Source organism: Variovorax sp. P5_A3, assembly GCF_056400665.1.
This window is the reverse complement of record NZ_JBFUKW010000025.1, coordinates 114,356-141,076: the sequence shown is the minus strand read 5'-3', so window position 1 is coordinate 141,076 and position 26,721 is coordinate 114,356. Positions and strand designations below refer to the sequence as shown.

The 26,721-nt window shown below is 67.4% G+C and carries 25 protein-coding genes; 22 read left to right on the top strand and 3 right to left on the bottom strand.

Going from position 1 to position 26,721, the window contains the following annotated elements; all coding sequences use genetic code 11:
- Window positions 1–58: 58 nt before the first annotated feature.
- Both AC1D3B_RS29100 and AC1D3B_RS29095 read left to right on the top strand, forming a co-directional pair.
- Window positions 59–793, top strand: a complete 735-nt coding sequence (locus AC1D3B_RS29100) for an amino acid ABC transporter ATP-binding protein (RefSeq protein ID WP_478194141.1) — start codon at window positions 59–61, stop codon at window positions 791–793.
- A 66-nt stretch (window positions 794–859) separates the two neighbouring features.
- Window positions 860–1,678: an ABC transporter substrate-binding protein gene (locus AC1D3B_RS29095; RefSeq protein WP_478194161.1), complete on the top strand. Its 819-nt coding sequence runs from the start codon at window positions 860–862 to the stop codon at window positions 1,676–1,678.
- A 28-nt stretch (window positions 1,679–1,706) separates the two neighbouring features.
- On the opposite strand, the gene AC1D3B_RS29090 is transcribed toward AC1D3B_RS29095, so the two are convergent.
- Window positions 1,707–2,705 carry a zinc-dependent alcohol dehydrogenase family protein gene (locus AC1D3B_RS29090; protein ID WP_478194140.1) on the bottom strand — a complete coding sequence of 333 codons (999 nt, stop codon included), beginning with the start codon at window positions 2,703–2,705 and terminating at the stop codon, window positions 1,707–1,709.
- Between the two features lie 102 nt (window positions 2,706–2,807).
- Between AC1D3B_RS29090 and AC1D3B_RS29085 the strand changes: the two genes are divergently transcribed.
- Window positions 2,808–3,659: a LysR family transcriptional regulator gene (locus AC1D3B_RS29085; RefSeq protein WP_478194139.1), complete on the top strand. Its 852-nt coding sequence runs from the start codon at window positions 2,808–2,810 to the stop codon at window positions 3,657–3,659.
- Window positions 3,660–3,868: 209 nt separating this feature from the next.
- Here AC1D3B_RS29085 and AC1D3B_RS29080 read toward each other — a convergent pair whose 3' ends face one another.
- Window positions 3,869–5,098, bottom strand: coding sequence for an MFS transporter (locus AC1D3B_RS29080; protein WP_478194138.1), 1,230 nt, complete (start codon window positions 5,096–5,098; stop codon window positions 3,869–3,871).
- Between the two features lie 191 nt (window positions 5,099–5,289).
- On the opposite strand from AC1D3B_RS29080, the gene AC1D3B_RS29075 reads away from it, so the two are divergent.
- The 5 genes from AC1D3B_RS29075 (at window position 5,290) to AC1D3B_RS29055 (ending at window position 9,409) form a co-directional block, all read left to right on the top strand.
- Window positions 5,290–5,910: a TetR/AcrR family transcriptional regulator gene (locus tag AC1D3B_RS29075; RefSeq protein ID WP_478194137.1), complete on the top strand. Its 621-nt coding sequence runs from the start codon at window positions 5,290–5,292 to the stop codon at window positions 5,908–5,910.
- A 223-nt stretch (window positions 5,911–6,133) separates the two neighbouring features.
- The gene (locus AC1D3B_RS29070; protein WP_478194136.1) at window positions 6,134–6,397 is read left to right on the top strand and encodes an AbrB/MazE/SpoVT family DNA-binding domain-containing protein; all 264 of its coding nucleotides are present in this window, start codon (window positions 6,134–6,136) and stop codon (window positions 6,395–6,397) included.
- The gene (locus tag AC1D3B_RS29065; protein ID WP_478194135.1) at window positions 6,397–6,765 is read left to right on the top strand and encodes a type II toxin-antitoxin system PemK/MazF family toxin; all 369 of its coding nucleotides are present in this window, start codon (window positions 6,397–6,399) and stop codon (window positions 6,763–6,765) included. The genes AC1D3B_RS29070 and AC1D3B_RS29065 overlap by 1 nt, the downstream gene beginning before the upstream one ends.
- A gap of 136 nt (window positions 6,766–6,901) precedes the next feature.
- Window positions 6,902–7,777 carry an SHOCT domain-containing protein gene (locus tag AC1D3B_RS29060; RefSeq protein WP_478194134.1) on the top strand — a complete coding sequence of 292 codons (876 nt, stop codon included), beginning with the start codon at window positions 6,902–6,904 and terminating at the stop codon, window positions 7,775–7,777.
- 48 nt (window positions 7,778–7,825) lie between these two features.
- Window positions 7,826–9,409 carry a flavin-containing monooxygenase gene (locus tag AC1D3B_RS29055; protein ID WP_478194133.1) on the top strand — a complete coding sequence of 528 codons (1,584 nt, stop codon included), beginning with the start codon at window positions 7,826–7,828 and terminating at the stop codon, window positions 9,407–9,409.
- Here AC1D3B_RS29055 and AC1D3B_RS29050 read toward each other — a convergent pair.
- On the bottom strand, window positions 9,384–10,283 hold the full coding sequence (locus tag AC1D3B_RS29050; RefSeq protein ID WP_478194132.1) for a MurR/RpiR family transcriptional regulator: 900 nt from the start codon (window positions 10,281–10,283) through the stop codon (window positions 9,384–9,386). The two genes, AC1D3B_RS29055 and AC1D3B_RS29050, sit on opposite strands and share 26 nt — an antisense overlap.
- Before the next feature lie 186 nt (window positions 10,284–10,469).
- On the opposite strand from AC1D3B_RS29050, the gene AC1D3B_RS29045 reads away from it, so the two are divergent.
- The 14 genes from AC1D3B_RS29045 to AC1D3B_RS28980 all read left to right on the top strand — a co-directional run bounded on the left by AC1D3B_RS29045 (window position 10,470) and on the right by AC1D3B_RS28980 (window position 26,707).
- Window positions 10,470–11,336 carry an SDR family oxidoreductase gene (locus AC1D3B_RS29045; RefSeq protein WP_478194131.1) on the top strand — a complete coding sequence of 289 codons (867 nt, stop codon included), beginning with the start codon at window positions 10,470–10,472 and terminating at the stop codon, window positions 11,334–11,336.
- Between the two features lie 47 nt (window positions 11,337–11,383).
- The gene (locus AC1D3B_RS29040; protein ID WP_478194130.1) at window positions 11,384–12,421 is read left to right on the top strand and encodes a substrate-binding domain-containing protein; all 1,038 of its coding nucleotides are present in this window, start codon (window positions 11,384–11,386) and stop codon (window positions 12,419–12,421) included.
- An 8-nt stretch (window positions 12,422–12,429) separates the two neighbouring features.
- Window positions 12,430–13,956, top strand: a complete 1,527-nt coding sequence (locus AC1D3B_RS29035) for a sugar ABC transporter ATP-binding protein (RefSeq protein ID WP_478194129.1) — start codon at window positions 12,430–12,432, stop codon at window positions 13,954–13,956.
- Entirely contained in the window at window positions 13,953–14,942 is a 990-nt protein-coding gene (locus AC1D3B_RS29030; RefSeq protein WP_478194128.1) for an ABC transporter permease, read from the top strand. Before AC1D3B_RS29035 ends, AC1D3B_RS29030 begins: the two co-directional genes overlap by 4 nt.
- A gap of 17 nt (window positions 14,943–14,959) precedes the next feature.
- Window positions 14,960–15,922 (top strand): ABC transporter permease, encoded by a 963-nt coding sequence (locus AC1D3B_RS29025; protein WP_478194127.1) that lies wholly within the window; start codon window positions 14,960–14,962, stop codon window positions 15,920–15,922.
- A gap of 32 nt (window positions 15,923–15,954) precedes the next feature.
- Window positions 15,955–17,508 carry an FGGY-family carbohydrate kinase gene (locus AC1D3B_RS29020; protein WP_478194126.1) on the top strand — a complete coding sequence of 518 codons (1,554 nt, stop codon included), beginning with the start codon at window positions 15,955–15,957 and terminating at the stop codon, window positions 17,506–17,508.
- Between the two features lie 135 nt (window positions 17,509–17,643).
- Complete coding sequence (locus tag AC1D3B_RS29015) at window positions 17,644–18,456, top strand: SDR family oxidoreductase (RefSeq protein WP_478194125.1); 813 nt, start codon at window positions 17,644–17,646, stop codon at window positions 18,454–18,456.
- 11 nt (window positions 18,457–18,467) lie between these two features.
- Window positions 18,468–19,496 (top strand): NADH:flavin oxidoreductase/NADH oxidase, encoded by a 1,029-nt coding sequence (locus AC1D3B_RS29010; protein ID WP_478194124.1) that lies wholly within the window; start codon window positions 18,468–18,470, stop codon window positions 19,494–19,496.
- A 51-nt stretch (window positions 19,497–19,547) separates the two neighbouring features.
- Window positions 19,548–21,320 carry a thiamine pyrophosphate-binding protein gene (locus tag AC1D3B_RS29005; RefSeq protein ID WP_478194123.1) on the top strand — a complete coding sequence of 591 codons (1,773 nt, stop codon included), beginning with the start codon at window positions 19,548–19,550 and terminating at the stop codon, window positions 21,318–21,320.
- A 37-nt stretch (window positions 21,321–21,357) separates the two neighbouring features.
- Entirely contained in the window at window positions 21,358–22,146 is a 789-nt protein-coding gene (locus AC1D3B_RS29000; protein WP_478194122.1) for an SDR family NAD(P)-dependent oxidoreductase, read from the top strand.
- 95 nt (window positions 22,147–22,241) lie between these two features.
- A complete protein-coding gene (locus AC1D3B_RS28995; protein WP_478194121.1) occupies window positions 22,242–23,282 on the top strand; it encodes a sugar ABC transporter substrate-binding protein in 1,041 nt (346 codons plus the stop codon).
- A 13-nt stretch (window positions 23,283–23,295) separates the two neighbouring features.
- The gene (locus tag AC1D3B_RS28990) at window positions 23,296–24,849 is read left to right on the top strand and encodes a sugar ABC transporter ATP-binding protein (protein ID WP_478194120.1); all 1,554 of its coding nucleotides are present in this window, start codon (window positions 23,296–23,298) and stop codon (window positions 24,847–24,849) included.
- Window positions 24,846–25,841: an ABC transporter permease gene (locus AC1D3B_RS28985; protein ID WP_478194119.1), complete on the top strand. Its 996-nt coding sequence runs from the start codon at window positions 24,846–24,848 to the stop codon at window positions 25,839–25,841. Before AC1D3B_RS28990 ends, AC1D3B_RS28985 begins: the two co-directional genes overlap by 4 nt.
- Entirely contained in the window at window positions 25,838–26,707 is an 870-nt protein-coding gene (locus tag AC1D3B_RS28980; RefSeq protein ID WP_478194118.1) for a sugar phosphate isomerase/epimerase family protein, read from the top strand. Before AC1D3B_RS28985 ends, AC1D3B_RS28980 begins: the two co-directional genes overlap by 4 nt.
- The last annotated feature ends 14 nt before the right edge of the window (window positions 26,708–26,721 follow it).

The following is a 26,721-nucleotide window of genomic DNA, read 5'->3' as shown; positions in this document are numbered from 1 at the left end:
ACCCATGAAACACGCCCCAGGCCAAGGCAGTCCGCAAGGCGCTGCAGAGGACACCCCCATGATTCTGTTTTCCAACATCAACAAGTGGTACGGCGACTACCAGGCCCTCACGGACGTCAATGCCGAAGTGAAGAAAGGCGAGGTCGTGGTCGTCTGCGGACCCTCGGGCTCGGGCAAGTCGACCTTGATCCGCACGGTCAACCGGCTGGAGGAGGTCAAGTCGGGCCAGTTGCTTTTCGACGGCCATGACATCCACGCGCCGATGACCAGCGTTGCGCTGAATCGCTTGCGCAGCCGCATCGGCTTCGTGTTCCAGAGCTTCAACCTGTTCCCGCACCTGTCCGTGCTGGAGAACATCATGCTGTCGCCGATGCGCGTGCTCGGCGTGAAGCGCGCCGCGGCGCGGGAGAAGGCCACGCAACTGCTCGAACGTGTGGGCCTCGCCAACAAGGCGGGCGCCTATCCCGCACAACTCTCGGGTGGCCAGCAGCAGCGCGTGGCGATCGCACGGGCGCTTGCCATGGAGCCGCCGGCCATGCTGTTCGACGAACCCACGAGCGCGCTCGACCCCGAGATGGTGGGCGAGGTGCTCTCGGTCATGCGCAGTCTCGCCAACGAGGGCATGACCATGATGTGCGTCACGCACGAGATGAATTTCGCGCGCGAGGTCGCCGATCGGGTCTGGTTCATGGACGCCGGCCAGATCCTCGAGAAGGCCGAGCCCGAAGCCTTCTTCAGCAATCCGCAGCATCCACGCGCGAAGCGCTTCCTGTCGGACCTGCGGGCCCACTGAGTCACACCCCTCATTCATTCAACCATCCACCTGGAGTTCACCATGTCGAAGAAGACTGCTTTGCGTATGGCCGCCCTCGGCTGTTGCCTTTCAACGTTGAGCCTGTGGGCTCATGCGGACCAATGGGACGAGATCAGCCAGCGCAAGGAGCTGAAGTGCGGCACCTTCGCCGACGTGCCTCCCTTTGCCGCGCCCGACCCGAAGACCCGCGAGATGGTGGGCTTCGACGTGGACCTCTGCAATGCGCTCGCCAAGCAGCTCGGCCTCACCGCCAAGGTCACGCCGCTGTCGGTGGAGGCCCGAGTGCCGGAGGTCAAGCTCGGGCGCGTCGACGTTACGGTGGCCAACCTGGCCTACACCAAGAGCCGCGGCGAGCAGATCCAGTTCAGCGACCCGTACTACATCGCCAAGGAAATGCTCGCGGTGAAGGCCTCGGACCCCGGCATGAGCAAGGCCGACTTCAAGGGCAAGCGCCTCAGCTCGACGAAGGGCTCCACCTCGGAGCTGTCCATCAAGATGAATGGTTCCGAGCCGGTGACGTTCCAGGACACGGGTTCCGCCTTCATGGCCGTGCAACAGAACAAGTCGGTCGGCATGGTGGCCAACACCATGACCATCACCAAGCTCGTCAACCAGTCCAAGACCTCCGGCGTCGAGCTCAAGATGATCAAGGAGCCGATGGTGTTCCAGCCGATCGGCGTCGGCATGAAGAAGGACGAGCCGGTCCTGCTGGCCAAGGTCAACGCCGCGCTCTACGCGCTCGACAAGTCCGGCGAGATCGACAAGCTCTGGGCGAAGTGGCTCGGGCCGAACACGGAATACAAGCTGACCCGGGACGAGAAGGTCACCCCGCTCGCGGAGTTGAAGTTCGAACTGCTCCCGTGAACATCACGCGCCCTTCGCGTCGCCCGCGCTACACCTCGACGACGAGCTTGCCGCGCGCCCGCCCGGCTTCGACCTCCTGGTGGGCCTCGAGCGCGTTGTCCAGCGTGTAGCGGCGCGGGTCCATCAGCGGTATCAGCTTGCCGGCCTCGACCAGCCGAGTTGCTTCGGCGAGGATGTGACCGTGGTTCGCCCGGCTCCTGCCGGTCAGCATGGGCAACAGTGTGAAGACGCCGGAGTAGGTGGCCGCGCGGAACGACAGCGGCGCCAGCGCGTGCGTGCCCCAGCCAAGGGCGCTCACCACATGACCGACGTAGGGGCGAACGGCGTTGAACGAAGCGTCGAGCACCGCGCCGCCGACCGTGTCGTAGATGACGTCGAAGCCTTCTCCGCCCGTATGCTGAGCCACATACGTGTCGACGGGTGTCGTCGTGTGGTCGATGGGCGTGGCGCCAAAGCGCTTGACGATCTCGACCTGCTCGGGCCGGACCGTCGAGAACACCTCGGCCCCCAAGGCCACCGCGAGCTGCACCGCCACATGGCCGACACCACCCGCGCCGCCATGGATCAGCACCGCCTGGCCGGCATGGGTCTTCGCGCGGTCGACGAGGCCTTCCCAGGCGGTGATCGTGATCAGCGGCAGGGCAGCCGCCTCGCGCATCGACAGGTTCGAGGGCTTGTGGGCCAGGAGATCGGCGTCGACAGCGGCGAACTCGGCCAGCGAGCCCTGCAGCCCGCCCACGCCGCCGGTCAGCCCGTAGACCTCGTCGCCAGGGCGAAAGCGCTCGACGCCCGGCCCGATCGCCACCGCGACGCCGGCCATGTCCATGCCCAGCACGGCAGGCAGTGGATGCCGCGCGTGCGCCGCCTTGCCGGCACGGATCTTGGTATCGAGAGGATTCACGCCGCTGGCCGCGATGCGCACCAGCACTTGGCCGGGGCCTGCGATGGGTCGCGGAATCTCGCGCAGCACGAAGGGCAGATTGGCGCCTTCGAGGACGATGGCGCGCATGGTGTCGCTGGAGTTCATAGGGTGCTTCGTTTGATGAGATGCGCCTATTGTTGGGACTTCAGAATTGCATGTAAATTCACAGGAGTGAATTCAATCCATTCAAGAATGAATGAGGTCTCCATGGACTGGAGTGACATCAAGGTGTTCCTGGCCATCGCACGGGCCCGGTCACTGGGCGGTGCAGCACGTGCCATCGGGCAGAGCCAACCCACCATGGGCCGGCGCCTCAAGGTGCTCGAGCGCGATGTCGGGCATGCGCTGTTCCAGCGCGGGCCGGACGGATTCATGCTGACCGACGAAGGCGCCGCCGTGCTGCTGCACGCTGAGCGCATCGAAGAGGAGGCACTCGCACTGGAACGCACGCTCGCCGGCCAGGGGCAGCAACTCGAAGGGCAACTGCGGATCTCGTCGTCCGACTGGTTCGGCGTGCACATGCTGACGCCGGTGTTCGCCGAATTCGCGAAGGTCCATCCCGGCGTCGCGATCGAGTTGATCACCGATGCGCGCCTGTTCGACCTCGCCCGGCGCGAAGCTGACCTGGTCTTCCGGATTCGCGCCTTCGACGAGGCCGGCGTCATCCAGCGCCGGCTGATGCATGTCGAGTACGGCTTGTATCGTCCCAAGGGCATGCGTACACCCAGGCTGGGAGACGGGCGAGGCACCCCGTTGATCACGCTCGACTCGGCCTTCAGCGACTTTCCGGACGCACGCTGGTTGAAGAAGGTGCTGCCCCACGCGCATGTTGCGTTCACCAGCAACAGCCGCGAGGCGCAGTCGCGCATGTGCGCCTCGGGTGTCGGCTTGGCGGTGCTGCCCGTACCCTTGGGGGATCGCGTCAAGGGCATCGCACGCGTTCCCTGCGACCCACAGCCGCCCGGTCGTGACGTCTGGGTCGGCTATCACCGCGATCTGCGCCAACTGCGGCGGCTGCGCGCGCTGCTGGACCTTGCAGTGGAGCGGCTGGCCAACTAGCGTGGGCCTGGGGCCTGGGGCCTGCGTCTGCAAGGCACCGCTGCCACGGCAAACGGGGACTGGCATCGGCAAGGGTGCCCGAGGCTATGTCGCGTTGTATCGTTATCTGGCCGACGTCGAGACGGTTTTCATATTGGCAATTCGTGCGCAGCGAGAGTCCGGTGTCAAGCATTGATCTCTTGGCGTGGGGTGCAAAGACCAGGCTGGCTTCAGGCTCGGCCGCGCGGCCGCTCGAGGGTGGCAAATCCGGCTGCCAGCGCGAGCGCGATCACGGCTGCCGCGAAGGCGCGCGTGGTTCCGACGATGTCGCCGTGCAGCGAGAGGTGATAGCCGGCCGCCACCGCTGGCGCTCCCATCGCCAGGTACGAAAGCACGAACAGCACGGCGAGCGCGCCGGCGCGCTCGTGGGCGTCGATGCGGGCAACGAGCGAGCGCAGCGCGCCCTGGAAGCCAGTGCCGAAGCCGATGCCGGCGATCGCCGACGCCAGCAGGAAGACAGCGATCGAGCGAAGTGAAAGCGCCGCCAGCACGCCCAGCACGCCGATCAGGAGGGCGGACGCGCCGATGCGCATCAGCGTTTGCGCCTCGCGGTGCCGTGTCATCAGGACGGAGAGCGCGCCGCTGCCGGCAACCACGAAGAGCGCAAGTCCTCCGGTCAGCATCGAGGCGCCATCGAGCAGGCGCGCGACCAGCGTCGGCCCCAGCGCGGCGTAGAACCCGGCGAGCGCCCAGGCTGCGACCACCGCCGGGGCGACGCGCAGGAAGGTGCTGCGAGCGGCCCGGGGAAGTGCCAGCCGTGGTCGCAGCGACGCCAGCGCGCCGGACCGCGGCGGCGCCGTCTCGGCGATGAAACACAGCGCGACAGCCTGTGCGATGAAGACAGCGCCGAGCACTTCGTAGACGAGCCGGGTCGGCGCCGGCAGGAACTGCACGAACAATCCGGCAACGGCGCCTCCGAGCGCGGTACCGAGCATCGGCGCCACCGAGTTGGCGACGGCGCCGCGCGTCTTGTCGAGGTCGAGCAGGCCGGCGCCCACGGCGGCGATCGCCGCCCCGGCCGACAGCCCCTGCAGGGTACGGGCGACGAGCAGGTCCCCGACACCCGACGCCGTCGCGAAGACGACCATCGTCAGAGCCTGCACGATCGTCGCGCCGATCAGCACAGGCCGGCGCCCGACGTGGTCCGACAGCCGTCCGAGCACGAGCAGCGACGCGAGCACCGCCAGCGCATAGACGGCAAACACCACGGTCAGCAGCGTCGGCGAGAAGCCCCAGTGCGCGCGATACATCGCGTACAGCGGCGTCGGCGCGCTCGACCCGGCGAGGAAGGCGAGCGTGATCGACGCCTGGAGCCCGAAAGCGATGCGTGGGGAGAAGACCAGCCGGCGCGCCGGGATTGCGGCGGCGGACGGTGAAGGGGAGGTGAGGACGGTGCTCATGTCTTCGCTCTCAGAGGGCCGTCCGGGCGCCGTCGACCGCCCAGGTGGCGCTGGTGACGAGCGCGCGACGAGCGCCTGCGGGCTGGGAAGCATTCATGGCGATTTCCTCGAGGGGTTTTGGGAGCATGGATCTGATTGGTAGACAAGTCTGTCTGGTTGCAGTGTACAGATCTGTCTGGTAATGTCAATCCATGCGCAAGAAACTTGAACCCGCCGCGGCCGCTCCGGAGCGCCGATCTGCGCGCGAGCGCCTGTTGGAAGCCGCGAACGAGCTCTTCTACGAGAACGGCATCCATACCGTCGGCATCGATCGCGTGATCGAACGGGCGGGCGTCGCCAAGGCATCCCTCTACGACACCTTCGGCAGCAAGGAAGCGCTTGTCAGCGCCTACCTGGAGGCGCGCCACGCGGCCAACCGCGCGCGCATCGAGGCCTGGATCGCGCCGCTCGCGACGCCGCGCGAGCAACTGCTCGGCGTCTTCGATGCGATGGCGGTGGCGATGGGGAAACCCGGGTTTCGGGGCTGTGCATTCGCCCGCGCCGGTGCGGAGTCGACACCCTCGGGCGCGGTGCGTGGCGTGTGTGACACTGCGCGCGGCTGGATGCGCGAGCTCTTCGCGCGCCTGGCGAGCGAGGCTGGCGTGGCCGACGCGCAGTCCCTCGCGACGCAACTTGCCATGCTCTACGACGGCGCTTCCGTGATGGGCCAGATGGAACGCAACCCGGCACCGGCGCAAGCCGCGAAGCAGGCCGCCGCCGCGCTGCTCGACGCGGCGCCGAAGGCCGCGAAGACAAGAGCGAAGCGTTCTTAGGGCGACAGACCCTCCGCTGTCAGAAGCGGGAAATCAAAAGAGCGGTCACGTCAGGGCACGGCCAGCGATCCGGCCGCGTATGGCAGCGCTGGGCTGTCCTTCGACACCTCAAAAAGTAGGTCGAACTGGCTTGGAGCGAGGGCTTCGGTTGACGTATCGACACGTTGACACGCGCAGCATATCGACGTATAGACTTGTTTCAACATCCGAAGGTGTGCACGCCATGGCCAATCCCTCCCTCCGAATCGAACAGACCGTCCAGACCTGGGGCAATGGCCTCGCAGTACGCCTGACGGCGCCGGTGGCGCGTGCGGCGCGTCTGGCCCGCGGCGTGCCCATCAGCGTTGAAGTTGTGGAAGGTGGAATCTTCTTGCGCGTCACCGGCAAGCCAACCCTGAGCCTGGCGCAAAAGCTCGAGGCCTTCGATCCGCAGCGCCATGGCGGCGAAGCCATGGCCGGCGGACGGGTCGGCGCCGAAGTCTTCTGATGGCGGCCGGCAGGAGCCGGTGGGCGCCGGAACGCGGCGACATCATCTGGATCGATTTCAATCCGCAGGCTGGCAGGGAGATGAGGGACATGCATCCGATGCTGGTGCTATCTCCCAAGTTGTTCAATGACCGCACCAGTCTGGTCGTCGGGTTGCCGATGACCACTGCCGCTTACAACGACACGAATCCTTTTGCGGTTCGTTTCACGGCCGCCAAGGGCGTGGTCAGCTACGTGCTCGCGCATCAACCCAAGTCCTTTGACTGGCGTGCTCGGGCCGGCAAGGCGCATCCCTGGAAACGGGTGCCGCCGGACGTGCTCGAGGAGGCGTGCGGAACCTTGAATCAGATCGTCACGCTGACTGGCTGATCGGCGAAAGGCGTCCCGAGCCGACACGGCAGGCTCCGGCGCACATCAGGTATGCGGCGTCCTGAAAGCCCGTGCCACTACAGTGTCTTGTCGAAGCCTCACAATCGCGCCCCCAACCCACCACAAGACACCTTCCATGCGACAACTCTCCCCCGCCGGCCAGCAGGTCATCAACGACATCGCGCAGCGCAACGGCTTCAGCGTGGAAGCGACACTGAGCATGCTGGACTCGGTGATCAATGGAAACGGCAGCCAGGCGCAGTTCAACCATCCCGAATTCTCCGGCTCCGGCCAGTGGATGCGCGGCGGCATGATCATGCTGTCGGACATGTTCAACAACTACCTCAAGGGCCGCGTCGACAACCTGTGCAACGACCTGTCGAACCTCGTCGCCAGCCAGCCGGACCTGGTGCGCAGCGGCAGCTTCCAGTCGCAAAGCCAGGGGGGCGGCTACAACAACGGGCAAGCACAGACCAGCTATGGCGGTGGCGGACAGCAGCAAGGCAGCGGCTTCGGCCAGGCGAGCCTCTTCGTGCCCGGCACGACGAACGACTGGTGGCCTTCCGACCTGCGCTTTCCGAACAGCACGGGCGCGCAGAACGGCGTGCGCTATGCCTACTTTGCGCAGGCGCGGCGCCTGGCCATCGAGGTCAATGGACGCGTCACGGTGTACGACACGCTGGACCACCAGATCGGCGGCTTCGGGCAGCAACAGTCGTACGGCGGCAGCCTGAGCTTCAACAGCCAGTACGGCCTGATCGACGTGGCCAGTCTGCCCGTGATCTCGGTCGATGGCGTCGCTCCCTATGTGGCGCCGCCTGCGCCGGCGTTCAATGAGCCGTTCAACCCGCCCGCCAGCGTCAACAACGGCAATGGCTACAGCAGCGCCGCCTCGGGCAACCAGCAGGATGTGTTCGCCACCATCGAGAGGCTCGCCGACCTGCGCTCCAAGGGCATCATCAGCGACGACGAGTTCGCCAACAAGAAGGCGGAGTTGCTCAACCGGATATGAGATGCTCCCGGCACGCGTGCCGGCCCGACGTGGAGGGAGGTGCCAACGATGCCGAGAGTTGCCATCATCGGGGCCGGGCCGGGCGGCTTGATCGCTGCGCGCTACCTGCAATCCGAAGGCTTCGAGCCCGTGCTGTTTGAACAGGCGCCGTTGCCGGGCGGCCAGTGGAGCGGCGACGCGATCTGCAGCGGCGTATGGCCCTCGATGCGCACCAACACCAGCCGGGTGCTCACACAGTTCAGCGACCTGCCGCATGCGCCGGGCCTCGCGGTCTACCCGTCCAATCGCGAGATCGGCGACTACCTGCGGCGCTATGCGGACCGATTCGGCCTGTCCGAGCGGACACGTCTGCGCACCAAAGTGCGCGAAATTGCGCAGGTGCCCGGGGGATGGGCCGTGCGCCATGGCGCGCATGACGAAGAGATCTTCGAGAAAGTCGTGGTCGCCTGTGGCCGCTTCCAGCATCCGCGGATTCCCGAGGTGCCGGGGCTGACGTCGTTCTCCGGCAACGAGGGCGTGGCGCATACCAGCGCCTACAAGCATCCCGAGCGGTATCGCGGCAAGCGCGTGCTCGTCGCGGGCTGCGCGATCAGTGCGCTCGAGATTGCCAGCGATCTGTGCATGCTCGGCGCGGCCAGGGTGGTCGTGTGCCATCGCAGGCAGCGCTATGTGTTGCCGAAGCTCGCGGCCGGTGTGCCCTCGGACCATCGCGTGTTCACGCGCTTCCAGGCCTTGGCGGAGGAGTCGCTGCCGCGCGGCGAATTCGGCGCGATGCTGAAGGAGATGGTGCTGGCCTGGGGCGGCAGTCCGGAGCAGTTCGGCGCGCCAAAGCCCGGCGACAGCATCCTCGATGCGGGCCTGACATTGAGCCAGCATTTTCTTCCGCTGGTTGCCGAGGGCCGCATCGAGGTGCGGCCGTGGTTCGACAGGATCGAAGGTACGCGGGTCGGTTTCGGCGACGGGCGCGCGGAGGCCTTCGACGGCATTCTTTTCGGCACCGGTTTCGAGCTGAAGATGCCCTTCCTCGGCGAGCCGATCCGACGTACGCTGAACCTCGATGCGCAGCGGCTCGAACTCTTTCAGCACACTTTCCATCCGCAGCTGCCTGGGCTTGCGTTCGTGGGTATCTGGGATCAGTCGGGTCCGATGTTTCCGCCGATCGAGTTGCAGGCCCGGTGGATGGCCTATGTGTGGAGCGGCGCCATCGCATCGCCAGCACTCGAAGAGATGCAGAGGGGCGTTGCCAGGTGCCGCGCGCTTGGCGAGCCACAGAAAACCAAGATGAACCTGATGGCCTTGCTGTTTGCGCGCGCCGCGGGCGTGGAGCCCGATCCGAAGCGCTGGCCTCAGCTGACGCGTGCCCTGTTGTTCGGGCCGCTCGCGCCAGTTTCATTTCGCCTCGAAGGTCGTGATGCGCTGCCGGATGCGGCCGACCGGTTTGCCGAGGAAGCCAAGGCCTTCGGATGCATGCAGTCCTCGCAGTTTCAGGATTCCGAATTACAGAAGCTGCGGCGACTGGCCTGCGTCGCGCAGTCTCCGGACGTGGCGGCGTGGGCGGCTGCGCCGGCGCCGGCGCCCGACGAAGTCCTGGCCCTATCTCCTGGCTCTAGCGATAGCGGCTGCCTTCCGTGACCGTGTTCGTGTCCTTGATGGCGGCAATCGACTTGTCGACGTGCTTGACCGCGTAGCGCGAATAGACCACGTCGGTCACCAGCAGCTGGGCCATCTTCGACAGCATCGCCTCGTGATACGGCGCCGATCCGACCGCGGCATCGGTGGTGTTGGTCAGCAGGGTCAGGTGCGCGCTTTGCGCCAGCGGCGAGTCGGGGTAGGAGGTGATGGCGACCGTCGTCGCGCCACGCTTCTGCGCGACGCGCAGCGCTTCGACGACCGGTATCGTGCGGCCTGAGTTGCTGATGGCGAACGCGACCGAGCTCTTGCCCAGCGTCGACGCGGAAATCTGCTGCACGCCCTGGTCCTTGTAGAAGATGCAGCGCTTGCCGACGCGCATGAAGCGCATCACGGCGTTCTCGGCCGCCAGCGTGGAAGAACCCATCGCGAAGAACGCCAGCGAGTCGGCCTTGTCGATCGCGGTCGCCACCTTGTCGAGCAGCCGCAGGTCGAGCCGCTGCGCCGTGTCCTCGAGCGCACTGATGTTGCGGAACAGGATCTTCTTGACGATCTGTGCGTTGGTGTCCAGGGCCGAGATGTCGTCGTAGACAAAGGCCTCGTGAGGGGCCGGCGCGGCCTGTCCATGGGTCGACAGGGCTTCGGCGATGCCGATCTTGAGCTGCTGATAGCTCGGCACCTCGAGCGCCTGCACGAAGCGCGTGATCGTCGACTCCGACACCTCGCAGACCTCCGCCAGGTCCTTGATCGACTGCGTCTTGACGATATCGGGGTGCTTGAGCACGTAGTTCGCAATGCGCTTGAGCGCAGGGTTCAACTGGCCCTGTGCCTGCCGGATCGTGTTCAGCACGCCGGTCCGGTCAAGCTGAGTGGTCATTTTCTGGACTCCTTTGGGGGAATGGAAGGAATTTTCCTCCATCGTAGCGGGCCGTGGGAGTCACTCTCGCTCTCAGTTCGATCGTAGGAACACTCTACGGGTTTTCCCTTGGGGGAAAACCATCGAAGGAATTTCCTTGCAATAGAAAAGTTGCGGTATTAAATTCCACGACAAGCGATTCGAGACATGCAAAACCTATCCGACCCCCAGGCTTCCGCGACGGCGAGCTTCCGCTCGTCGCACGGCCTGGCGCTCGCCGGCCGCACGGCCGTCGTGACGGGCGGCAGCTCGGGCATCGGACTGGCCATCGCGCGTCTGCTGTCGTCGCAGGGCGCACGCATCGCGATCCTGGCGCGCGGTGACGACCAGCTGCGCGACGCGTGCCGGCCGCAGGTGCAGGGCCATCCCTCCACGCCCTGGCACGTGTCGAGCGGTGACGTTGGCCGGCCGGCGGACGTCGAGCGATTCATGGATGAGGCCGAGCAGGTCTTCGGCGGGATCGACATCGTGGTGAGCAATGCCGGCTTCCACCATGCCGGCGCCATCGAGGACGTGACGCCCGACACTTGGCGCGCCGTGTTCGACACCCATCTGGGCGGCGCCTTTCTGTTCAGCCGTGCCGCCTTCGCGCGCTGGAAGCGCCGCGCCAGCGGCGGCTGCCTGGTCTTCGTGACAAGCAAGGCGGCCGTCGCGGCCAGCCCCGGTGCGGCGGCCTATGCCTGCGCCAAGGCCGCGCAGTTGCATCTGGCGCGCTGCCTGGCGGAAGAGGGCGGGCCGCACGGCATCCGTGTCAACAGCGTCCTGCCCGATGGCGTGATCCGCGGCACCGGCATCTTCGATGCGGCCCAGCGCGCCGCCAACGCGCGGCGCCATGGCGTGGCACCGGAGGCGCTCGAGGCCTACTACGCGCAGCGCAATGCGCTGAAGGTCTCGATCGGGCCCGAAGACGTGGCGCGCGCAGTGCTCTTCCTGTGCGATGACGAACGCAGCCGGAGCATTAACGGCGCCTCCCTTTCCGTCGATGGCGGGCTCGCGGCCGCCTACCTGCGATAGCCCGCGTCCAGACGCATTCCGAGCAACCTTCCAACCGGAGACAGACCATGACATCCACTCGCTTCACTCCACGGCGCCGTGCCTTCGGTGCTTCCATGCTGGGCGCCGGCGCCGCCTTGATGGCCGGCGCCTCGCCGCTTCACGCCCAGACCGCGCCGGCCGGCAAGGGCCGCACCTACTACTATGCGTCGCAGCTGCTCGGCCACCCGTACCTGCTCGACTGCCACCTGGGCATGCGCTACGCGGCGAAGGCCTTCGGCGCCGACATCCGCACGGTCGGCCCGCAGGGCTGGGATCCGGTCGGCCATGCTTCGGCCGTGGAGCAGGCGATCGCGAAGAAGCCCGCGGGCATCATCACGAGCCTGTGGGAGCCCGGTGCGGTGCCGGCCATCCGCCGCGCGATGTCGCAGGGCATCCCGGTGGTGGTCATCGAGGCCACCGTGCCCGACAGTGGCGCGCTGAGCTTCATCGGCATGGACAACTACGCCTGCGGCGCCGACACCGCCAAGGCGCTGATCAAGTTCGCCGGCAAGAAAGGCAAGTACGTCGCCAGCGGCAACTGGGGCGCATCGAACACCGATGCCAAGTTCAAGGGCCTGACCGAGTACCTGAAGGCCAACAGCGAATGGGAGCTCGCCGGCCGCGTGGACGACAAGGCCAGCACCGAAGCGGCCATCGCGTCTTCGAAGGCGATGTTCAACACCTATAAGGGGCTCGATGCCGTGGTCGGCCTCGACTCGAGTTCGGGCAGCGGCATCGCGCTGGCGGCAGAGGAAATGGGCGTCGACCTGGGCAAGATCACCGTGGTCGTGCACGACCGCGAAGCGCCGGTGCTGGAGTTCATCAAGAAGGGGCTCATCAAGGGCTCGGTCATCAACAAGACAGCCCTGCAGTGCTTCAGCGCGGTGCAGATGCTCGAATCCTGGAACAGCCCCAATGGCCTGGCCGGCGTGCCGATCGCGGCCGACAACAAGGCGGCGGGCACCGTGCCCGCGCCGCAGCAGGTGCTGATGGGCACCGAGTTGATCACGCGCGACACGGTCGACCTGTTCAATCACCAGAAGATTCCGCAGTACCGCAGCTGAGCGCCGCCATGAACGATTGCAGCCTCAGGATCGAGAACGTGTCCAAGTCCTACGGGGCCGTGCGCGCGCTTCAGGACGTGTCCTTCAGCGTGCGCCGCGGCACCATCCACGCCGTGCTCGGCGAGAACGGCGCCGGCAAGAGCACGCTGATGAAGGTCATCAAGGGCGAGGTGATGCCCGATGGCGGCCGCATCGTGCTCGACGGGCAGGCCTACGAGCGCTACGAGCCCGCCTACACGCGTCGCCTCGGCGTGATCATGGTGCACCAGGAGCTCGCGGTGTTCGACAACCTTTCGGTGGCCGAGAACATCTTCCCCGACACGCGCCGCTTCCTGCGCGGTGGAATGATCGATGCCGCACGCCTGCGCGCCGAGGCGCGTCGCGCGCTCGCGAGCTTCGGCTTCGACCTCCATCCCGACACGCCGATGGCCGGGCTCACGCTGGGCCAGAAGCAGCTGATCGAGATCCTTCGGGCCCTCAACCAGCCGCGCAAGCTGCTGATCCTCGACGAGCCGACCTCGGGCCTTTCCACCGCAGAGGCCGATCGCCTGATGGGCATCCTGCGCAAGCTGGCCGACGGCGGCGAGACCATCCTGTTCATCAGCCACCGCATCCCCGAGATCCTCGGTTCCTGCGACGAGGTGAGTGTGCTGCGCGATGGCCGCTACATCGAGACTTTCGACTGCCGCAGCGCCACCGAGTCCGAGCTGGTCAACCGCATGGCCGGGCGCGAGCTGGTGCAGGACGCCGCCGTGCGCGCACGCATGCCGGCCGGCAGCGAAGTGATGCTCGAAGTGCGCGGCCTGCGGGTGCCGGGCCGGCTCGACGACGTGGACCTGGCGCTGCGTGCCGGCGAGGTGGTGGGTCTTTTCGGGCTGGAGGGCTCTGGCAGCAGCGAGGTGGCCCCCGCGCTGTTCGGACTGCATGTGGCGACAGGCAGGCTGCAGGTCCGGGGAAAGGACATTCCGCGTTTGCTGCCGCACGCGCTTCGCAGCCATGGGGTCGGCTTCGTCAACACCAATCGCAAGGAGGCCGGCCTCTTCATGCGCAGCAGCATCGCGGCCAACATATCGGCGCCGGTGCTGTCGGGCTTCAGCGGCTTCGCGGGCTGGCTGCGCTGCCAGCAGGCGGCCGACTTCGCGCGCAGCTACATGCAGCGATTCTCGATCAAGGCATCGAGCGTCGAGGCCCCGCCGTCCGCGCTGAGCGGCGGCAACCAGCAGAAGGTGATGCTGGCCGCGGCCCTGGCCGACGACCCGCAGGTGGTGCTGATCAATGAGCCCACGCGCGGCGTGGACGTTGCGGCCAAAGCCGACATCCATCGTCATCTGCGCAGTCTCGCCCGGGACGGCAAGAGCCTGCTCGTGATGTCGTCCGAGCTTCCCGAACTGCTGGCGCTGTGCGACCGCATCGTCGTCATGCGGTCGCGCCGCATCGTCGGCGAGTGCACGCTCGCACAGATGGACGCCGAGCACATCATGACCCTTGCCGCCGGCCACGCGCCGGTGGCGCACGAGCCGGGAGTCGCCGCATGAAACCGCTGGTCCTCGAAACGCCGCGGGCGCCGGTCACACCGCGCCGCCTGGCCCTGTCGCCGGTCGACCGGCAGGTGCTGCCGATCGCCTTGATGGTGGTGGCCGCGACGCTGCTGCTCGGCCTTTCGCATCCGCGCTTCGCGCAGGCCGGGAACCTCTATGCGATCCTGCTTGACCTGTCGCTGCAGACGTTGGCGATCAGCGGCTTCGTGTATGTGATGGCCACCGGCGAGATCGACCTGTCGGCCGGCGCGGTCTACGGCTTCGCGGGTGCCTTCGCGGGCTTCCTGATGCAGATGGATCTTCCCTTTCTTGCCGCCGCGGGGCTGTCTCTCGCCTGCGCACTGCTGTTCGGCCTCGTCAACGGATGGCTGGCGGTGCGGCTCAGGCTCAACTCCCTGATGCTGACCATCGGCACCATGGTGCTGATCCGCGGGCTCAGCGGCGTGCTCAACACCGTGCTCGTGGGGCAGACCTTCCCGTCGGAGTTCCGCCAGTTGGCGCGCATGCAGGTGGGCGGCGTGCACGTGATCGTCATCGTCGCCCTGGCGATGCTGGTGGTCTTCACGCTGCTCGAGCGCCGCACCGCCATGTTCCGCCGGCTCTACCTGGCAGGGGAGAGCGCGGCGACCGCGGTGCTCTACGGCATTCGCGTCGACCGCATCAAGATCGCGGCCTTCGCCTGCAGCGCCTTGGGCGCCGGGGCGGCCGGGCTTGTCGCGGCCTCGCGCGTCACGCATGCCGACGCCCAGCTTGGCGACGGGCTCGAGTTCACGCTGGTCACGGCCGCCGTGCTGGGCGGCGCCAGCCTGTCGGGCGGCAAGGGCACGCTGGGTGGCGCCTTTCTCGGACTGGCCTTCCTGGCGGTGGTGGTCAACGGCATGGTGGCCTTCGACGTCGAGCCCGCGCTGCAGTCGCTGGTGATCGGCGTGCTGCTGATCGTCGCCGTGGCGCTCGATCGCCGACTTGAAATCCGTCGCCGCTGAAGCGGAGGGAGACGAACATGGTCAACTTCATTCTCGGTTCGCTGCGCATCCCGGCCGGCCTCGTGGTGCTGGCGCTGGCCGCGCTGCTGCTCGGCAGCGACGCCTTCGGCGACATCAACAACCTCGATTCGCTGCAGACCATCGTCGGGCCGCTGCTGATCCTGGTGGTGGGGATGACGCTGCTCTTCGTCGTCGGCAATTTCGACCTGTCGATCGGCGCGGTGATGGGGCTGGCCGGCATCGTCGCGGCGATCGCGATGAACGCCGGGCTCGGCGTGTTCGCGGCCTGCCTGCTGGCGCTGGGCTGCGGGCTGCTGGTCGGCGCGCTCAACGGCTTCCTCGTCGCGGTGCTGGGCATCAATCCGCTGATCGCGACGCTTGCGATGCTGGCCATCGTGCGTGGCGTGATCGAGTGGCTGGTGCGCGGCCTCGGCGTGGCGGGGTTCACCTCGATGCCGGCCGAGTTCGTGGCGCTCGGCAACGCCAAGTGGCTCGGCCTCTACGCGGTGGTCTGGGTCGGACTGGTGCTGGTGCTGGCCGCCGACTGGGGGCTGGCGCGCTGGCCGCGCCTGCGGCAGCTCTATCTGATCGGCGGCAATCCGGCCTCGGCGCGGCTGCTCGGCCTGCCGGTGCGCGGCGCGACCTTCGCCGTGTTCGTGCTGACCGGCGGACTGGCGGCGCTGGCCGGCCTGATGGCTACGGCGCGCGTCGGCATGGCCAACCGCTACCTCGGCATCGGCGCGGAGATGGAGGTGATCATCGCCTGCCTGATCGGCGGGGCGGTGCTGGCGGGCGGGCGCGGCTCGGTGCTCTGCGCGGCACTGGGTGCACTTTTCATGGCGTTGTTGAAGAATGGATTCAACGTGGTCGAGGTCGCGCCGCAATGGCAGGGCGTGGCGCTGGGGGCCATCCTGACGCTGGTGGTGGTGCTCGATGGACTGACGGCGCTGCGCCGGCGCCGGCAGGGCCTGGCGGCTTGAGACGAGACGGCAAAGAAGACGGAGACGAAGACATGGCTTATCTGATCGGTGTCGATATCGGCACCATGGGCACCAAGACCGCGCTCTACGACGAGGGCGGCAGGCTGTTCGCGGACGCCTTCGAGGAGTCGAGGCTGCTCTACCCGGCGCCCGGCGCCGTGGAGCAGCAGCCCGACGACATCTACGGTGCGGCGGTGAACACCATCAAGGCGTGCATCACGCGTTCGGGTGTGAACCCGGGCGACATCGCGGGCATCGCCTGCGACGGCCAGATGGCCGGTGTCGGCACGGTCGATGCCGAGGGCGACGCACCCACGGTGTACGACTCCTGGCTCGACACCCGCTGCGCGCCGTACATCGAGCAGCTCAAGCGCTGCCGCGGCGAGATCATCCGTTCGGCCGGCGGTCCGCCGTCGTTCTCGCACGGCGCCAAGATGCTCTACTGGAAAAACGAGCATCCCGACATCTATCGCCGCATCAGCAAGTTCGTCGTGCCGTCGGCCTACGTGGCCGGCCGCATGGCGGGGCTGCGCGGCGGCGATGCCTTCATCGACCGCACCTACCTGCCGTTCAGCAACTTCGCCGACACCGCGCGCAGCCGCTGGAACAAGGACCTGCTGAGCGAGTTCGGCCTCGACGACAGCAAGCTGCCGCGGATCGTCGACCCGACCGACATCGTCGGCCGCGTCGACAGCCGCGCCGCCGCGCTCACCGGCCTGCGCGAAGGCACCCCCATCGCGGCCGGCTGCGGCGACGCCACGGCCAACGTGCTGGGCGCCGGCATCGTGCAGCCCGGCATGGTGTTCGACGTCGCGGGCACCGCCGCCTGCCTGTCGATCGTGGTCGACCGCTACGTGGCGGACGAGGGCGACGGCATGCTGTTCTCGTGCCCGCATGTGATTCCCGGGCTGTACTTCGCGATGGCCTATGTCAACGGCGGAGGACTCAACCTGCGCTGGTTCCGCGACGAGTTCTCGCAACTCGAGAAGGCGATCTGCGAACTCGACGACGAGAGTGTCTACCAGCGCCTGGGTCGGATGGCCGAGAAGGCGCCGCCGGGCGCCGACCGGCTGCTGTTCCTGCCGCACCTGGGTGGGCGCGTGTGCCCCAACAACACGACCATGCGGGGCGCCTTCGTCGGCCTGAACTGGGCCCACAAGCGCAAGCACCTCTACCGGGCCATCCTCGAGGGCATCGGCTATGAGTACCGGGCCTACCTCAAGAGCGTCGAGGCGCTGGTGCCGGGCTTCCATGCGAGCCATGTGATCGGCATCGGCGGCGGGGCGCGCAGCCAGGTGTTCAAGCAGGTCAAGGCCGACATCCTGGGCCTGCCATACCGCACGCTCGACCGCGAGGAATTCGGCACGCTGGGTGCCGCGCTCGTGGCGGGCAAGGCCGTGGGTCTTTTCAGCGACCTGGCCGCCGCGTCGCAGCGGATGAACCGCACCAAGGGCGATCCGATCGAGCCCAATGCGGCGCTGAAGCCCCTCTACGACGACATGGCCGAGGCCTACCTCGACATGCTCGCGAGCAACCAGAGCGTGTTCGACAAGCTGGCCCGCGCGGGCGGCACCGCCGCGCACTGATTTGACTTCTGCACAGCGGCCGAAGCCTTCGCTCGCCTTGAAAATAGAAGTAAATTCCTTCTATAAAATATTTGACGGAAAGTAATTCGATGCCTAAGATTCTCCCACCGATGAACCCGACAACAGGAGACGCCCATGTCTGAAGGAAAGCTCGCCGGCCGCGTGGCCGTGGTCACCGGGGGCTCCTACGGCATCGGCCGCGCCACCGCGCTGCGCCTGGCGCAGGAAGGTGCCTCGGTCGCGATCCTGGCGCGCGGTGCGCAGCGCCTGGCCGAAACGATCACGCTGCTTCATGCCATCGGCGGCGCCGATCGTTCGCTTGCGGTGCAGGCCGATGTCAGCATCCCGGACAGCGTGAGCGCCGCCTTCGAGGGGGTGCGCCAGCGCTTCGGCGGCTTCGACATCGTGGTGAGCAATGCCGGTTCGCACTTCGGTGCGGCCATCGAGGACACCAGCGTCGAGCAGTGGCGGCTGATGCTCGAAACCCACGCCGGTGGCTCCTTCCTGGTCAGCCAGCAGGCCTTTCGCGAATGGAAGCGGCGCGGCGCCGGTGGCCAACTGGTCTTCGTGACCAGCAAGTCTGCAGTGGCCGCCACGCCCAAGGCCGCAGCCTACAGCGCGGCCAAGGCGGCCCAGCTGCACCTCGGCCGCTGCCTCGCGGAGGAGGGCGGCCCCTTCGGCATCCGCGTCAACATGGTGTTGCCCGACGGGGTGATCCGCGGCACCGGCATCTTCACGCCCGAGCAGCGCATCAATGCCGCGAAGCGCCACGGCGTGGAGCCCGATCAGCTCGAGGACTTCTACCGCCAGCGCAACGCGCTCAAGGTCAGCATCACGCCCGAGGAGGTCGCCAAGGCAGTGCTGTTCCTGTGCTGCGACGACAGCGCCGTGATCAATGGCGCCGCCCTGACCGTCGACGGCGGCGTGGTCGGCGGCTACGTCCGCTGAGGAGCATCGACATGCTGTTCACTCCGATCGAATTCCGCGACGTGCAGGCCCGCAACCGGCTCATGATGTCCGCGATGTGCCAGTACATCGCCGACGACGGCTTTGCGAACGACTGGCACCTGACCCACTATGCGAGCCGCGCGGTCGGCCAGGCCGGGCTCATCTCTCTCGAAATGACGGCGGTCCATCCGCTGGGCCGTATCACCCCCGGCTGCCTGGGCATCTGGAAGGACGAACACGTCCCCGGCCTGCGCGGCGTCGCGCGCAGCTGCCAGCAACACGGCGCCAAGGTCGGCGTGCAGCTCGGCCATGCGGGACGCAAGGGCGAGTTCTTCCAGCAGGGGCTGGTCGGGCCGTCGCCGCTCGCCTTCGCCGACAAGTGGCCGGTGCCCCGCGAGCTGACGCAGGGCGAGGTCCGCGAGCTCGTCGACTGCTATGCACAGGCAGCCCGGCGGGCCAATGAAGCCGGCTTCGACTACATCGAGCTTCATGCGGCGCACGGCTACCTGATCAACCAGTTCACCTCGCCGCTGAGCAACCAGCGCGACGATGTCTACGGCAGCGACAGGCTGCGCTTCCTGCGAGAAGTGCTGCAGGCGCTGCGCGACACCTGGCCGCGCCACAAGCCGATCTTCATGAAGGTCTCGACCATCGAGCGCGACGAGGGCGGTGCGCAGCAGGCCGAGGTGCTGGCCCGCGTGGCCGCCCTGCGCGAGTACGTCGACCTCGTCATCGCGAGTTCAGGCGCGATGGCGCCGACCAGCGGCATCCGCTTCGATGCCTTCCCGGGCTACCAGGTGCCGTTCGCCGAGGCGATCCGTCGCGAGGCCGGCGTGCCGAGCGCCGCGGTTGGCATGCTCGACCACCCCCTGCTCGCCGAGGAAGTGCTCAAGAACGGCCGCGCCGACGTCGTGGCGGTCGGCCGCCAGTTCTTGCGCGACCCCTACTACCCGCTGCATGCGGCGCGCGTGCTGGGCGCCGAGATCGCATGGCCCAAGCCCTACGAGAAAGCCAGGAAGGACTGGAAGTACCTGGTCTGAACCCGCGCCTCCCTTCACTTTTTTTTTGAACATACCCCTAGGAGAAAGAACATGGCCCATTGCGGAGACATGCTGACTGAAATGTTGATCGAGTACGGCGTCGAGGTGGTCTTCGGCATGCCCGGTGGACAAACCTCTGGCCTCTATGAGGGCATCGCCCAGCGCCAGGACCGGATCAAGCACGTACTGGTGCGCGACGAGCGCAACGGCGTCTATGCGGCCGACGCCTATGCGCGCCTGACCGGCAAGCCCGGCGTCTGCGACGTCACCGTCGGCCCCGGCGCCACCAAGCTGACCGACGGCCTGGTCGAGGCGCTGAATGCCTCGATCCCGCTGATCGCGATCGTCGGCGAGTTGCCGCGCGACTGGCTGCCGCTGAAGACCAAGGGCGTGGCCTCTCAGGGCTTCGACCAGTTGAGCTTCCTCAAGTCGATCACCAAGGAAACCTTCATGGTGCCGACCGCGAGCTCCTTCCAGGAGATCATCCGCACCGCCTTCCGGGTCGCGACCTCGCCGCGCCCGGGCCCGGTGGCCATCATCGTGCCGCACGACGTGATGGACGCCGAATGGGACCCGTCAACCGCGCCCGCAGCCGCCGACGACCGCTACGTCCGCGCCCCGGCCCACCGGGCCCGCGCCCTGAAGCAGCATCTGTCGGACGCAGCCGCACTGATCGCCAAGGCGCGCCGACCGCTGATCGTCGCCGGCGGCGGCGTTCACATGTCGGGCGCCTACGCCCAGCTGCAGACGCTGGCCGACCGCAGCGCCGCCTATGTCGCGACCTCGCTGTCGGGCAAGGGCGTGATCTCCGAAGTGTCGGAGCGCTCGGTGGGCGTGCTCAACCCGATGGGGTCGAAGGCCGCGCTGGCCCTCGCGCCCGAGGCCGACCTGATCATCTGGTGCGGCTGCAAGGCGAGCCAGAACACCGCCAGCAACTGGACGTTGCCGACGCCGCAACAGGCCACCATCACGATCGACGACGACCCGCAGGAACATGGCCGCACCTTCCGTCCGACGGTGGCGCTGTTCGGCGACATCCGCGAAGTGCTCGACGAGCTGAATCCGATGCTGAAGGCAAACCGGGTCGACGCCTGGGACAGCCGCGTGAGCGAGGTCAAGGCCGAACAGGCGGCCGTCATCGCGGGCGACCATGCCTCCGAAGCCGTGCCGATCCATCCGGGTCGCGTGCTCAAGTCGCTGGCCGCGCGGCTCGACGCCGACGACGTGGTCATCAGCGATGCCAGCTTCGCGTCGGGCTGGATCGGCCAGTACCTGCCGGCGCGCAAGGCCGCGCGCCGCTTCCTCTATGCCCGCGGGCAGGGCAGCCTCGGCTATGCGGTGCCCGCTTCGCTCGGCGCGAGCATGGTCAAGCCCGGCCAGCGCGTGATCACCGTGGCGGGCGACGGCGGCTTCTCGTTCTCGATCGGCGAATTGGCCACGCAGGCCTGCTACAACATGCCGGTCGTCAACATCGTCTTCAACAACGGCGAGCTCGGATGGCTGCGGATGTGGGAGCAGATCTTCTACAACAACACGCGCCTGTCGGTCGACCTGCAGTCCGAGCATGCCAAGCCGAACTACGCCGCCGCCGCCGCGGGCCTCGGACTGAAGGGCATCGTCGTCGACCGCCCGGACCAGATCGAAGCCGCGCTCGACGAGGCTTTCGGCCATCCCGGTCCTTCGGTGATCGAGGTGCGCACCGACGCCAAGGCGACGCCGATCCACAGCCTGCGCCGCCGCATCGAGAACCCCAACCCCGAGCAGAAGCGCCCGGGCACGGTCTACGCGCTGCGCGACTGGAAGCGTTCGCCGAACCTCGGCTGAGCCGCCGGCTCCTCGCCAACCACCCGGAGACAAGAAGATGGATCTGCAACTCGAGGGCCAGCGCGCGCTGGTTACCGCATCCAGCGGCGGCATCGGGCGCGAGATCGCCCGCGTGCTGGCCCGCGAGGGCGCGCACGTGATCGTCAATGGCCGAACAAAGGCCGTCGTGCAGACCGCCATGGACGCCATCGCGTCCGGCGTGCCCGGCGCGAGGCTCGAAGCGCTGGTGGCCGACAACGGCACGGCGGCGGGCTGCGAGGCCACGATCGCGCAGGTGGCCGAGGTCGACATCCTCGTCAACAACCTCGGCATCTACGAGGCGATGTCCTTCTGCGACGTGACCGACGAGGCCTGGCTGCGCCTCTTCGAGATCAACATCCTGAGTGGCGTGCGGCTCTCGCGCCACTATATCCGCGGGATGCTGGAGCGCAAGAAGGGCCGGATCGTCTTCATCTCGAGTGAGTCCGGTGTATCGCCCGCGCCCGAGCTGCCGCACTACAGCGCGACCAAGACCATGGAACTGGCCATCTCGCGCACGCTGGCCGAGCTGACCAAGGGCACCGGCGTCACCGTCAACGCGGTGCTGCCGGGCTCGACCCGCACCGAAGGCGTCCGTGCCTTCGTGCAGGACCTGTTTCCCACGCTGCCCTATGAGGAGGCCGAAGCCCGCTTCATGCGCGAGAACCGGTCGACCTCGCTGATCGCGCGGCTGATCGACCCGCGGGAGATCGCCGATGCGGTGGCCTTCGTGTGCAGCGCGCGCGCAAGCGCCATCAATGGTTCGGCGATGCGCGTGGACGGCGGCATCGTGCGAACGGTGTTCTAGCCGACCCCTTTTCTCCGCTCACCGCTCTTGCGTTGCAGCGCGTCTGCACGCAGTCGCGTCGCGGCGTTCCCGATCACAACCCGAAGGAGACACGCATGAATCTGCATCAGACCGGCCGCAAGGCCCTCATGGCCCTCGCCACCACACTGCTGATGGCGAACGCCACCGCGCAGACGCCCGGCTATCCGGCGCCGAAGCCGCTCGGCCCCGGCGCCCAGGCCACGCTCGACAAGCTGAGCTACAAGAGCGGCACGCCGACCATCGCCTACTTGCCGATGGGCACCGAGTACAACTACCACGTGGCGCTGTTCGAGGGCATCAAGTCGGTGCCGGGCATCAAGTCCTTCATGCTCTCGCCCTACGCCGGCTCCGACCAGGCCGGGCAGATGGGCATGTTGCAGGACGTGACTTCGCGCAAGGACGTCGACGCGATCCTGATCATCAGCTTCGATGAACACTCGCTCGCGCCGCTGATCAAGAAGGCGGTCGATGCCGGCAAGGTGGTGGTCGTCGTCAATTCCGACATCCCGAATTTCCCGACGCCGGTGCACGGCGTGGTCGGTGTCAACCAGCGCAATGCCAACAAGGCGCTGGCCGAGTGGGCGCGGGCGCAGGCCAAGGACGCGCCGAAGTCGATCGGCGTGCTCGACGGCGAGCCGAGCTACATCGCCACCGAGCGCGCCGGCGGCTTCCTGGATGGCCTGAAGGACAGCAACTGGAAGCTGGCGACGCGCATCAATGGCGGCTGGAGCGTCGAGAAGGGCAACACCGCGGCGATGGACATGCTGCAGGCCAACCCCGGCATCAATGCGATCTACGCCTCGAGCGACTACATGGCACTCGGCGCGGCGCTGGCAGCCAAGAGCCTCGGGCGGACCAACATCTCGATCTACGGCTATGACGGCGATACCGGCGCGCTGGAGGACATCGCCAACGGCGGCGGCGTCACCGCCACCACCAACACCTCGCCGGTCAAGATGGGCCGCATGGCGGCACTGTTCGCGGTCGACCTCCTGAACAGGAAGTCGAGCGGCGGCTATGTCGGCGTGCCGACCGAGATCGTGCACAAGGGCAACGCGCAGGCGGTACTGAAGCAGCCGGCCGACCTGTATCCGAAGCCCTCCAAGGCCTACTGAGCCGGCGCCTGCAATGAGCGAAGCACAGGCCATCGCGACGCGAGCCGAGCCGCTGTGGGCGCTGCAGGGACTCTGCAAGTCCTTCCCCGGCGTCAAGGCGAACGACCAGATCTCGCTGGAGCTGCATGGGGGCGAAATCCATGGGCTGCTGGGCGAGAACGGCTGTGGCAAGTCGACGCTGATCAAGCTGCTGTCGGGCGTGATCCAGCCCGATGCCGGCGCCATCCTGTACCGGGGCCAGGCCGTGCGTCTGGACGACCCGACGCAGGCGCGCGCCCATGGGGTGGCGACGGTGTTCCAGGAGTTCTCGCTGGTGCCGCAACTCAGCGTGGCCGAGAACATCTTCCTCGGCCGCCATCCATCGAAGTGGCTCGGGTTGCGCGTCGACTGGCCGGCCATCGCCAAGGGTGCCCGCGAGATCCTCGGGCAACTCGACATACCGATCGATCCGGACGCACGGGTGGCCGATCTCTCGGTGGCCAAGCAGCAGCTGGTCGAGATCGCCAAGGCGCTGTCGCAGGATGCCGAACTGCTGATCCTGGACGAGCCGACCACCGCGCTCGGGCAGGACGAGATCGCCGTGCTGCACCGGCTGCTGCGGCGCATGAAGACTCGCGGCGTGGCGATCCTCTACATCTCGCACCGGCTCGACGAGGTCTGCGAGCTGGTCGATGCGGTGACCATCCTGAAGGACGGGCGGGTGGCCAGCCGCTCGAGCGAGACGCGGCTCGACGTGCACGCGATCGTCGCGCGCATGACGGGCGCCGACGTCGGCGAGCACTACCCGAAAGGCCGCCACGCGACCCGCGACGTGGTGCTCAGCGCCGACGGCCTGCACACGGCGAATCGCGTGCGCGGCGTGTCCTTCGACCTGCACAGGGGAGAAGTGCTCGGACTCGGCGGCGTCATCGGCGCGGGCCGCACCGAAATCGCCCGCGCGCTGTTCGGGGTCGACCGGCTGCAGGCGGGCGAGATCCGGCTCGACGGCCGCGCGCTGCGCCTTCGCGGGCCGGCCGACGCCATTCGTGCCGGCATCGCGCTGGTGCCGGAGAACCGCAAGTTCGACGGACTGTTCTTCAACTTCTTCGCCGGCCCGAACGTGACGATGGCCAAGCTCGGCGGCGTGATGCGCGGGCTGCGGCTCGATCACGCCGAAGAGGCGCGCGTCACCACCGACTACATCCGGGAGCTCGAGATCACGCCGCTCGCCCAGCACAAGCTGGTCGGCCAGATCTCGGGCGGCAACCAGCAGAAGGTGCTGATCGCGCGCTGGCTTTTCGCGAAGGCCCGCGTCCTGATCCTCGACGAGCCGACGCAGGGCATCGATGTCGGCGCGAAGCTCGCCGTGTACCGGCTCATCAACCGGCTGACGGCGGCCGGCAACTCGATCGTCCTGATCAGCTCCGACCACAACGAACTGATCGCGATGAGCGACCGCATCGCGATCGTGCAGCACGGCCGCGTGACGGCGGTGCGAGACGCCGCCGAAGTCCACCACGCGGACCTGGTCAGCGCCACCGAGGCGCGGCACCCGCCCCAGCCCATTCCTGAAGGAGTGATGACATGAAACGTTCCATCCTCGGCCAGTTCGCCGGCCCCATGGCCGCGCTGCTGCTCATCATGGGGGTGGTCGCTGCGACCACGCCGAGCTTCCTGGCGGCGGAGAACTTCCGCAACATCGCGCTCCAGGTGGCGGTGCTGTCGATCGTCGCGATCGGTTCCACGGTGGTCATCCTCACGGGGGGCATCGACCTGAGCCCGGGCTCGATGATCGCCTTGCTCACGATGGTGCTGGCCGTGATGATCAAGTTCAACGGCGCCAGCCTGTGGCTGGCCATCCCGGCGGCCATCGCGATCGGCGGTGTGCTGGGGCTGGTCAACGGGGTGCTGGTGGCCTATGTGCGCATTCCCGCCTTCATCGTGACGCTGGCCGGGCTGAGCGCCTTCAAGGGGATCGCGCTCACGGTGGGCGGCGGATCGCCGGTGTTCTCGCTGTCAGCCGATCTCGGGCAGGTGTTCTACGGCGAGCTGTTCGGCGTGCCGCTTCCGTTCTACTACATGGTCGGCCTCTACGGACTCGCGACGCTGGTGCTGAACCACACGCGCTTCGGCCGCGAAATCCATGCCGTGGGCGGCAACGAATCGGCGGCGCGCCTCTCGGGCGTCGACGTGCCGCGCGTGCGGATGCTGGCCTTCGTGATCGCCGGTGCCTGCGCAGGCATCGGCGCCGTGCTGCTTGCGGCACGGCTCAATTCGGGCTCGCCCAACTACGGTTCGCTGATCGAGCTGCAGGCCATCGCGGCCGCGGTGGTCGGCGGCGCCAGCCTGGCGGGCGGGCGCGGCCATGTGCTCAACACGCTGATCGGCGTGCTGATCATCGTCGTGGTGCAGAACGGGCTGAACCTCAACGCCGTATCGACCTCGCTGCAGAGCATCACCATCGGCGGGATCATCCTGCTGGCCGTGGGCGTCGACATCTGGCGTGGTCGCATCAGCGCCGCGGTCGCAGGCCGATTCGCCAAGGTGCCGGTCGTCGCACTGCAGGGGAGTGCACGATGAACAAGCTCGGCATCCACATGTTCGTCTACACGCCGCAGTGGGACGAAGCCAGCGCGCGCCGCGTGTTCGAGCGGGCCGCCGACATCGGCTACGACTTCGTCGAAGTGCTGATCTTCGATCCCGACACGATCGACACCCGCATGACCGCGCGCCTGGTCGAACAGCATGGGTTGGGTGTGATGGCCACGATGTGCGGCAAGCTCAGCGCCGACCTGTCCAATCCCGATCCTGTGATTGCGCAGCGGGGCGAGGCGCTCGTGGCCAAGGCGATCTCGGTAGCGCGCGACATGGGATCGCCGCTGCTCGGCGGCCCTTCGTTCTCGGCAGTGCATCGCTACGCCGTCCAGCCGTCGGAGATGGCTCGCGAGCGCGCGGTCGATGCCTACCGGCGCCTCGCGCGGCAGGCCGGCACAGCGGGCATCCGCCTCGGCCTGGAGGCACTCAATCGCTACGAGAGCAATTTCATCAACACGGTCGGCCAGGCCGCGGAACTGATCCGCAAGGTGGGCTCCGACGCGATGTTCGTGCACGCCGACCTGTTCCACATGTGCATCGAGGAAGAGCGCCTGGCGCAGGCCATCGTCGATGTGGGAGACCTGCTCGGCTATGTGCATGTGGCGGACAGCCATCGCGGCAGGTTGGGGGAGGGCAATCTCGACTTCGAGGGCTTCTTCGGCGCGCTGGCGCGCATCGGCTACGACGGGCCGATCCTGTTCGAGTCCTTCTCGCCCTCGGTGCTGGGTCCGGACCTGGCCGGCCTGATCGCGTTGTGGCGCGAGCCCTGGACCGACTCGGACGACACCGCGCGCAAGGCCCTGGCCTTCATGCGCGCGCAAATAGCAGCCGCACACGCGGCCTTGAACTGACCTGGGACACACAG

Excerpts from the sequence above, each read along its gene's own strand:
- AC1D3B_RS29020 (WP_478194126.1), top strand. The coding sequence starts at position 15,955 with ATGGCTTATCTGATCGGTGTCGATATCGGCACCATGGGCACCAAGACC.
- AC1D3B_RS29075 (WP_478194137.1), top strand. The coding sequence starts at position 5,290 with ATGCGCAAGAAACTTGAACCCGCCGCGGCCGCTCCGGAGCGCCGATCT.
- AC1D3B_RS29100 (WP_478194141.1), top strand. The coding sequence starts at position 59 with ATGATTCTGTTTTCCAACATCAACAAGTGGTACGGCGACTACCAGGCC.
- AC1D3B_RS29085 (WP_478194139.1), top strand. The coding sequence starts at position 2,808 with ATGGACTGGAGTGACATCAAGGTGTTCCTGGCCATCGCACGGGCCCGG.
- AC1D3B_RS29005 (WP_478194123.1), top strand. The coding sequence starts at position 19,548 with ATGGCCCATTGCGGAGACATGCTGACTGAAATGTTGATCGAGTACGGC.
- AC1D3B_RS28980 (WP_478194118.1), top strand. The coding sequence starts at position 25,838 with ATGAACAAGCTCGGCATCCACATGTTCGTCTACACGCCGCAGTGGGAC.
- AC1D3B_RS29000 (WP_478194122.1), top strand. The coding sequence starts at position 21,358 with ATGGATCTGCAACTCGAGGGCCAGCGCGCGCTGGTTACCGCATCCAGC.
- AC1D3B_RS29090 (WP_478194140.1), bottom strand. The coding sequence starts at position 2,705 with ATGAACTCCAGCGACACCATGCGCGCCATCGTCCTCGAAGGCGCCAAT.
- AC1D3B_RS29050 (WP_478194132.1), bottom strand. The coding sequence starts at position 10,283 with ATGACCACTCAGCTTGACCGGACCGGCGTGCTGAACACGATCCGGCAG.
- AC1D3B_RS29055 (WP_478194133.1), top strand. The coding sequence starts at position 7,826 with ATGCCGAGAGTTGCCATCATCGGGGCCGGGCCGGGCGGCTTGATCGCT.
- AC1D3B_RS29065 (WP_478194135.1), top strand. The coding sequence starts at position 6,397 with ATGGCGGCCGGCAGGAGCCGGTGGGCGCCGGAACGCGGCGACATCATC.
- AC1D3B_RS29015 (WP_478194125.1), top strand. The coding sequence starts at position 17,644 with ATGTCTGAAGGAAAGCTCGCCGGCCGCGTGGCCGTGGTCACCGGGGGC.
- AC1D3B_RS29035 (WP_478194129.1), top strand. The coding sequence starts at position 12,430 with ATGAACGATTGCAGCCTCAGGATCGAGAACGTGTCCAAGTCCTACGGG.
- AC1D3B_RS28990 (WP_478194120.1), top strand. The coding sequence starts at position 23,296 with ATGAGCGAAGCACAGGCCATCGCGACGCGAGCCGAGCCGCTGTGGGCG.
- AC1D3B_RS29070 (WP_478194136.1), top strand. The coding sequence starts at position 6,134 with ATGGCCAATCCCTCCCTCCGAATCGAACAGACCGTCCAGACCTGGGGC.
- AC1D3B_RS28985 (WP_478194119.1), top strand. The coding sequence starts at position 24,846 with ATGAAACGTTCCATCCTCGGCCAGTTCGCCGGCCCCATGGCCGCGCTG.
- AC1D3B_RS29060 (WP_478194134.1), top strand. The coding sequence starts at position 6,902 with ATGCGACAACTCTCCCCCGCCGGCCAGCAGGTCATCAACGACATCGCG.
- AC1D3B_RS29045 (WP_478194131.1), top strand. The coding sequence starts at position 10,470 with ATGCAAAACCTATCCGACCCCCAGGCTTCCGCGACGGCGAGCTTCCGC.
- AC1D3B_RS28995 (WP_478194121.1), top strand. The coding sequence starts at position 22,242 with ATGAATCTGCATCAGACCGGCCGCAAGGCCCTCATGGCCCTCGCCACC.
- AC1D3B_RS29010 (WP_478194124.1), top strand. The coding sequence starts at position 18,468 with ATGCTGTTCACTCCGATCGAATTCCGCGACGTGCAGGCCCGCAACCGG.
- AC1D3B_RS29095 (WP_478194161.1), top strand. The coding sequence starts at position 860 with ATGGCCGCCCTCGGCTGTTGCCTTTCAACGTTGAGCCTGTGGGCTCAT.
- AC1D3B_RS29080 (WP_478194138.1), bottom strand. The coding sequence starts at position 5,098 with ATGAGCACCGTCCTCACCTCCCCTTCACCGTCCGCCGCCGCAATCCCG.
- AC1D3B_RS29040 (WP_478194130.1), top strand. The coding sequence starts at position 11,384 with ATGACATCCACTCGCTTCACTCCACGGCGCCGTGCCTTCGGTGCTTCC.
- AC1D3B_RS29030 (WP_478194128.1), top strand. The coding sequence starts at position 13,953 with ATGAAACCGCTGGTCCTCGAAACGCCGCGGGCGCCGGTCACACCGCGC.
- AC1D3B_RS29025 (WP_478194127.1), top strand. The coding sequence starts at position 14,960 with ATGGTCAACTTCATTCTCGGTTCGCTGCGCATCCCGGCCGGCCTCGTG.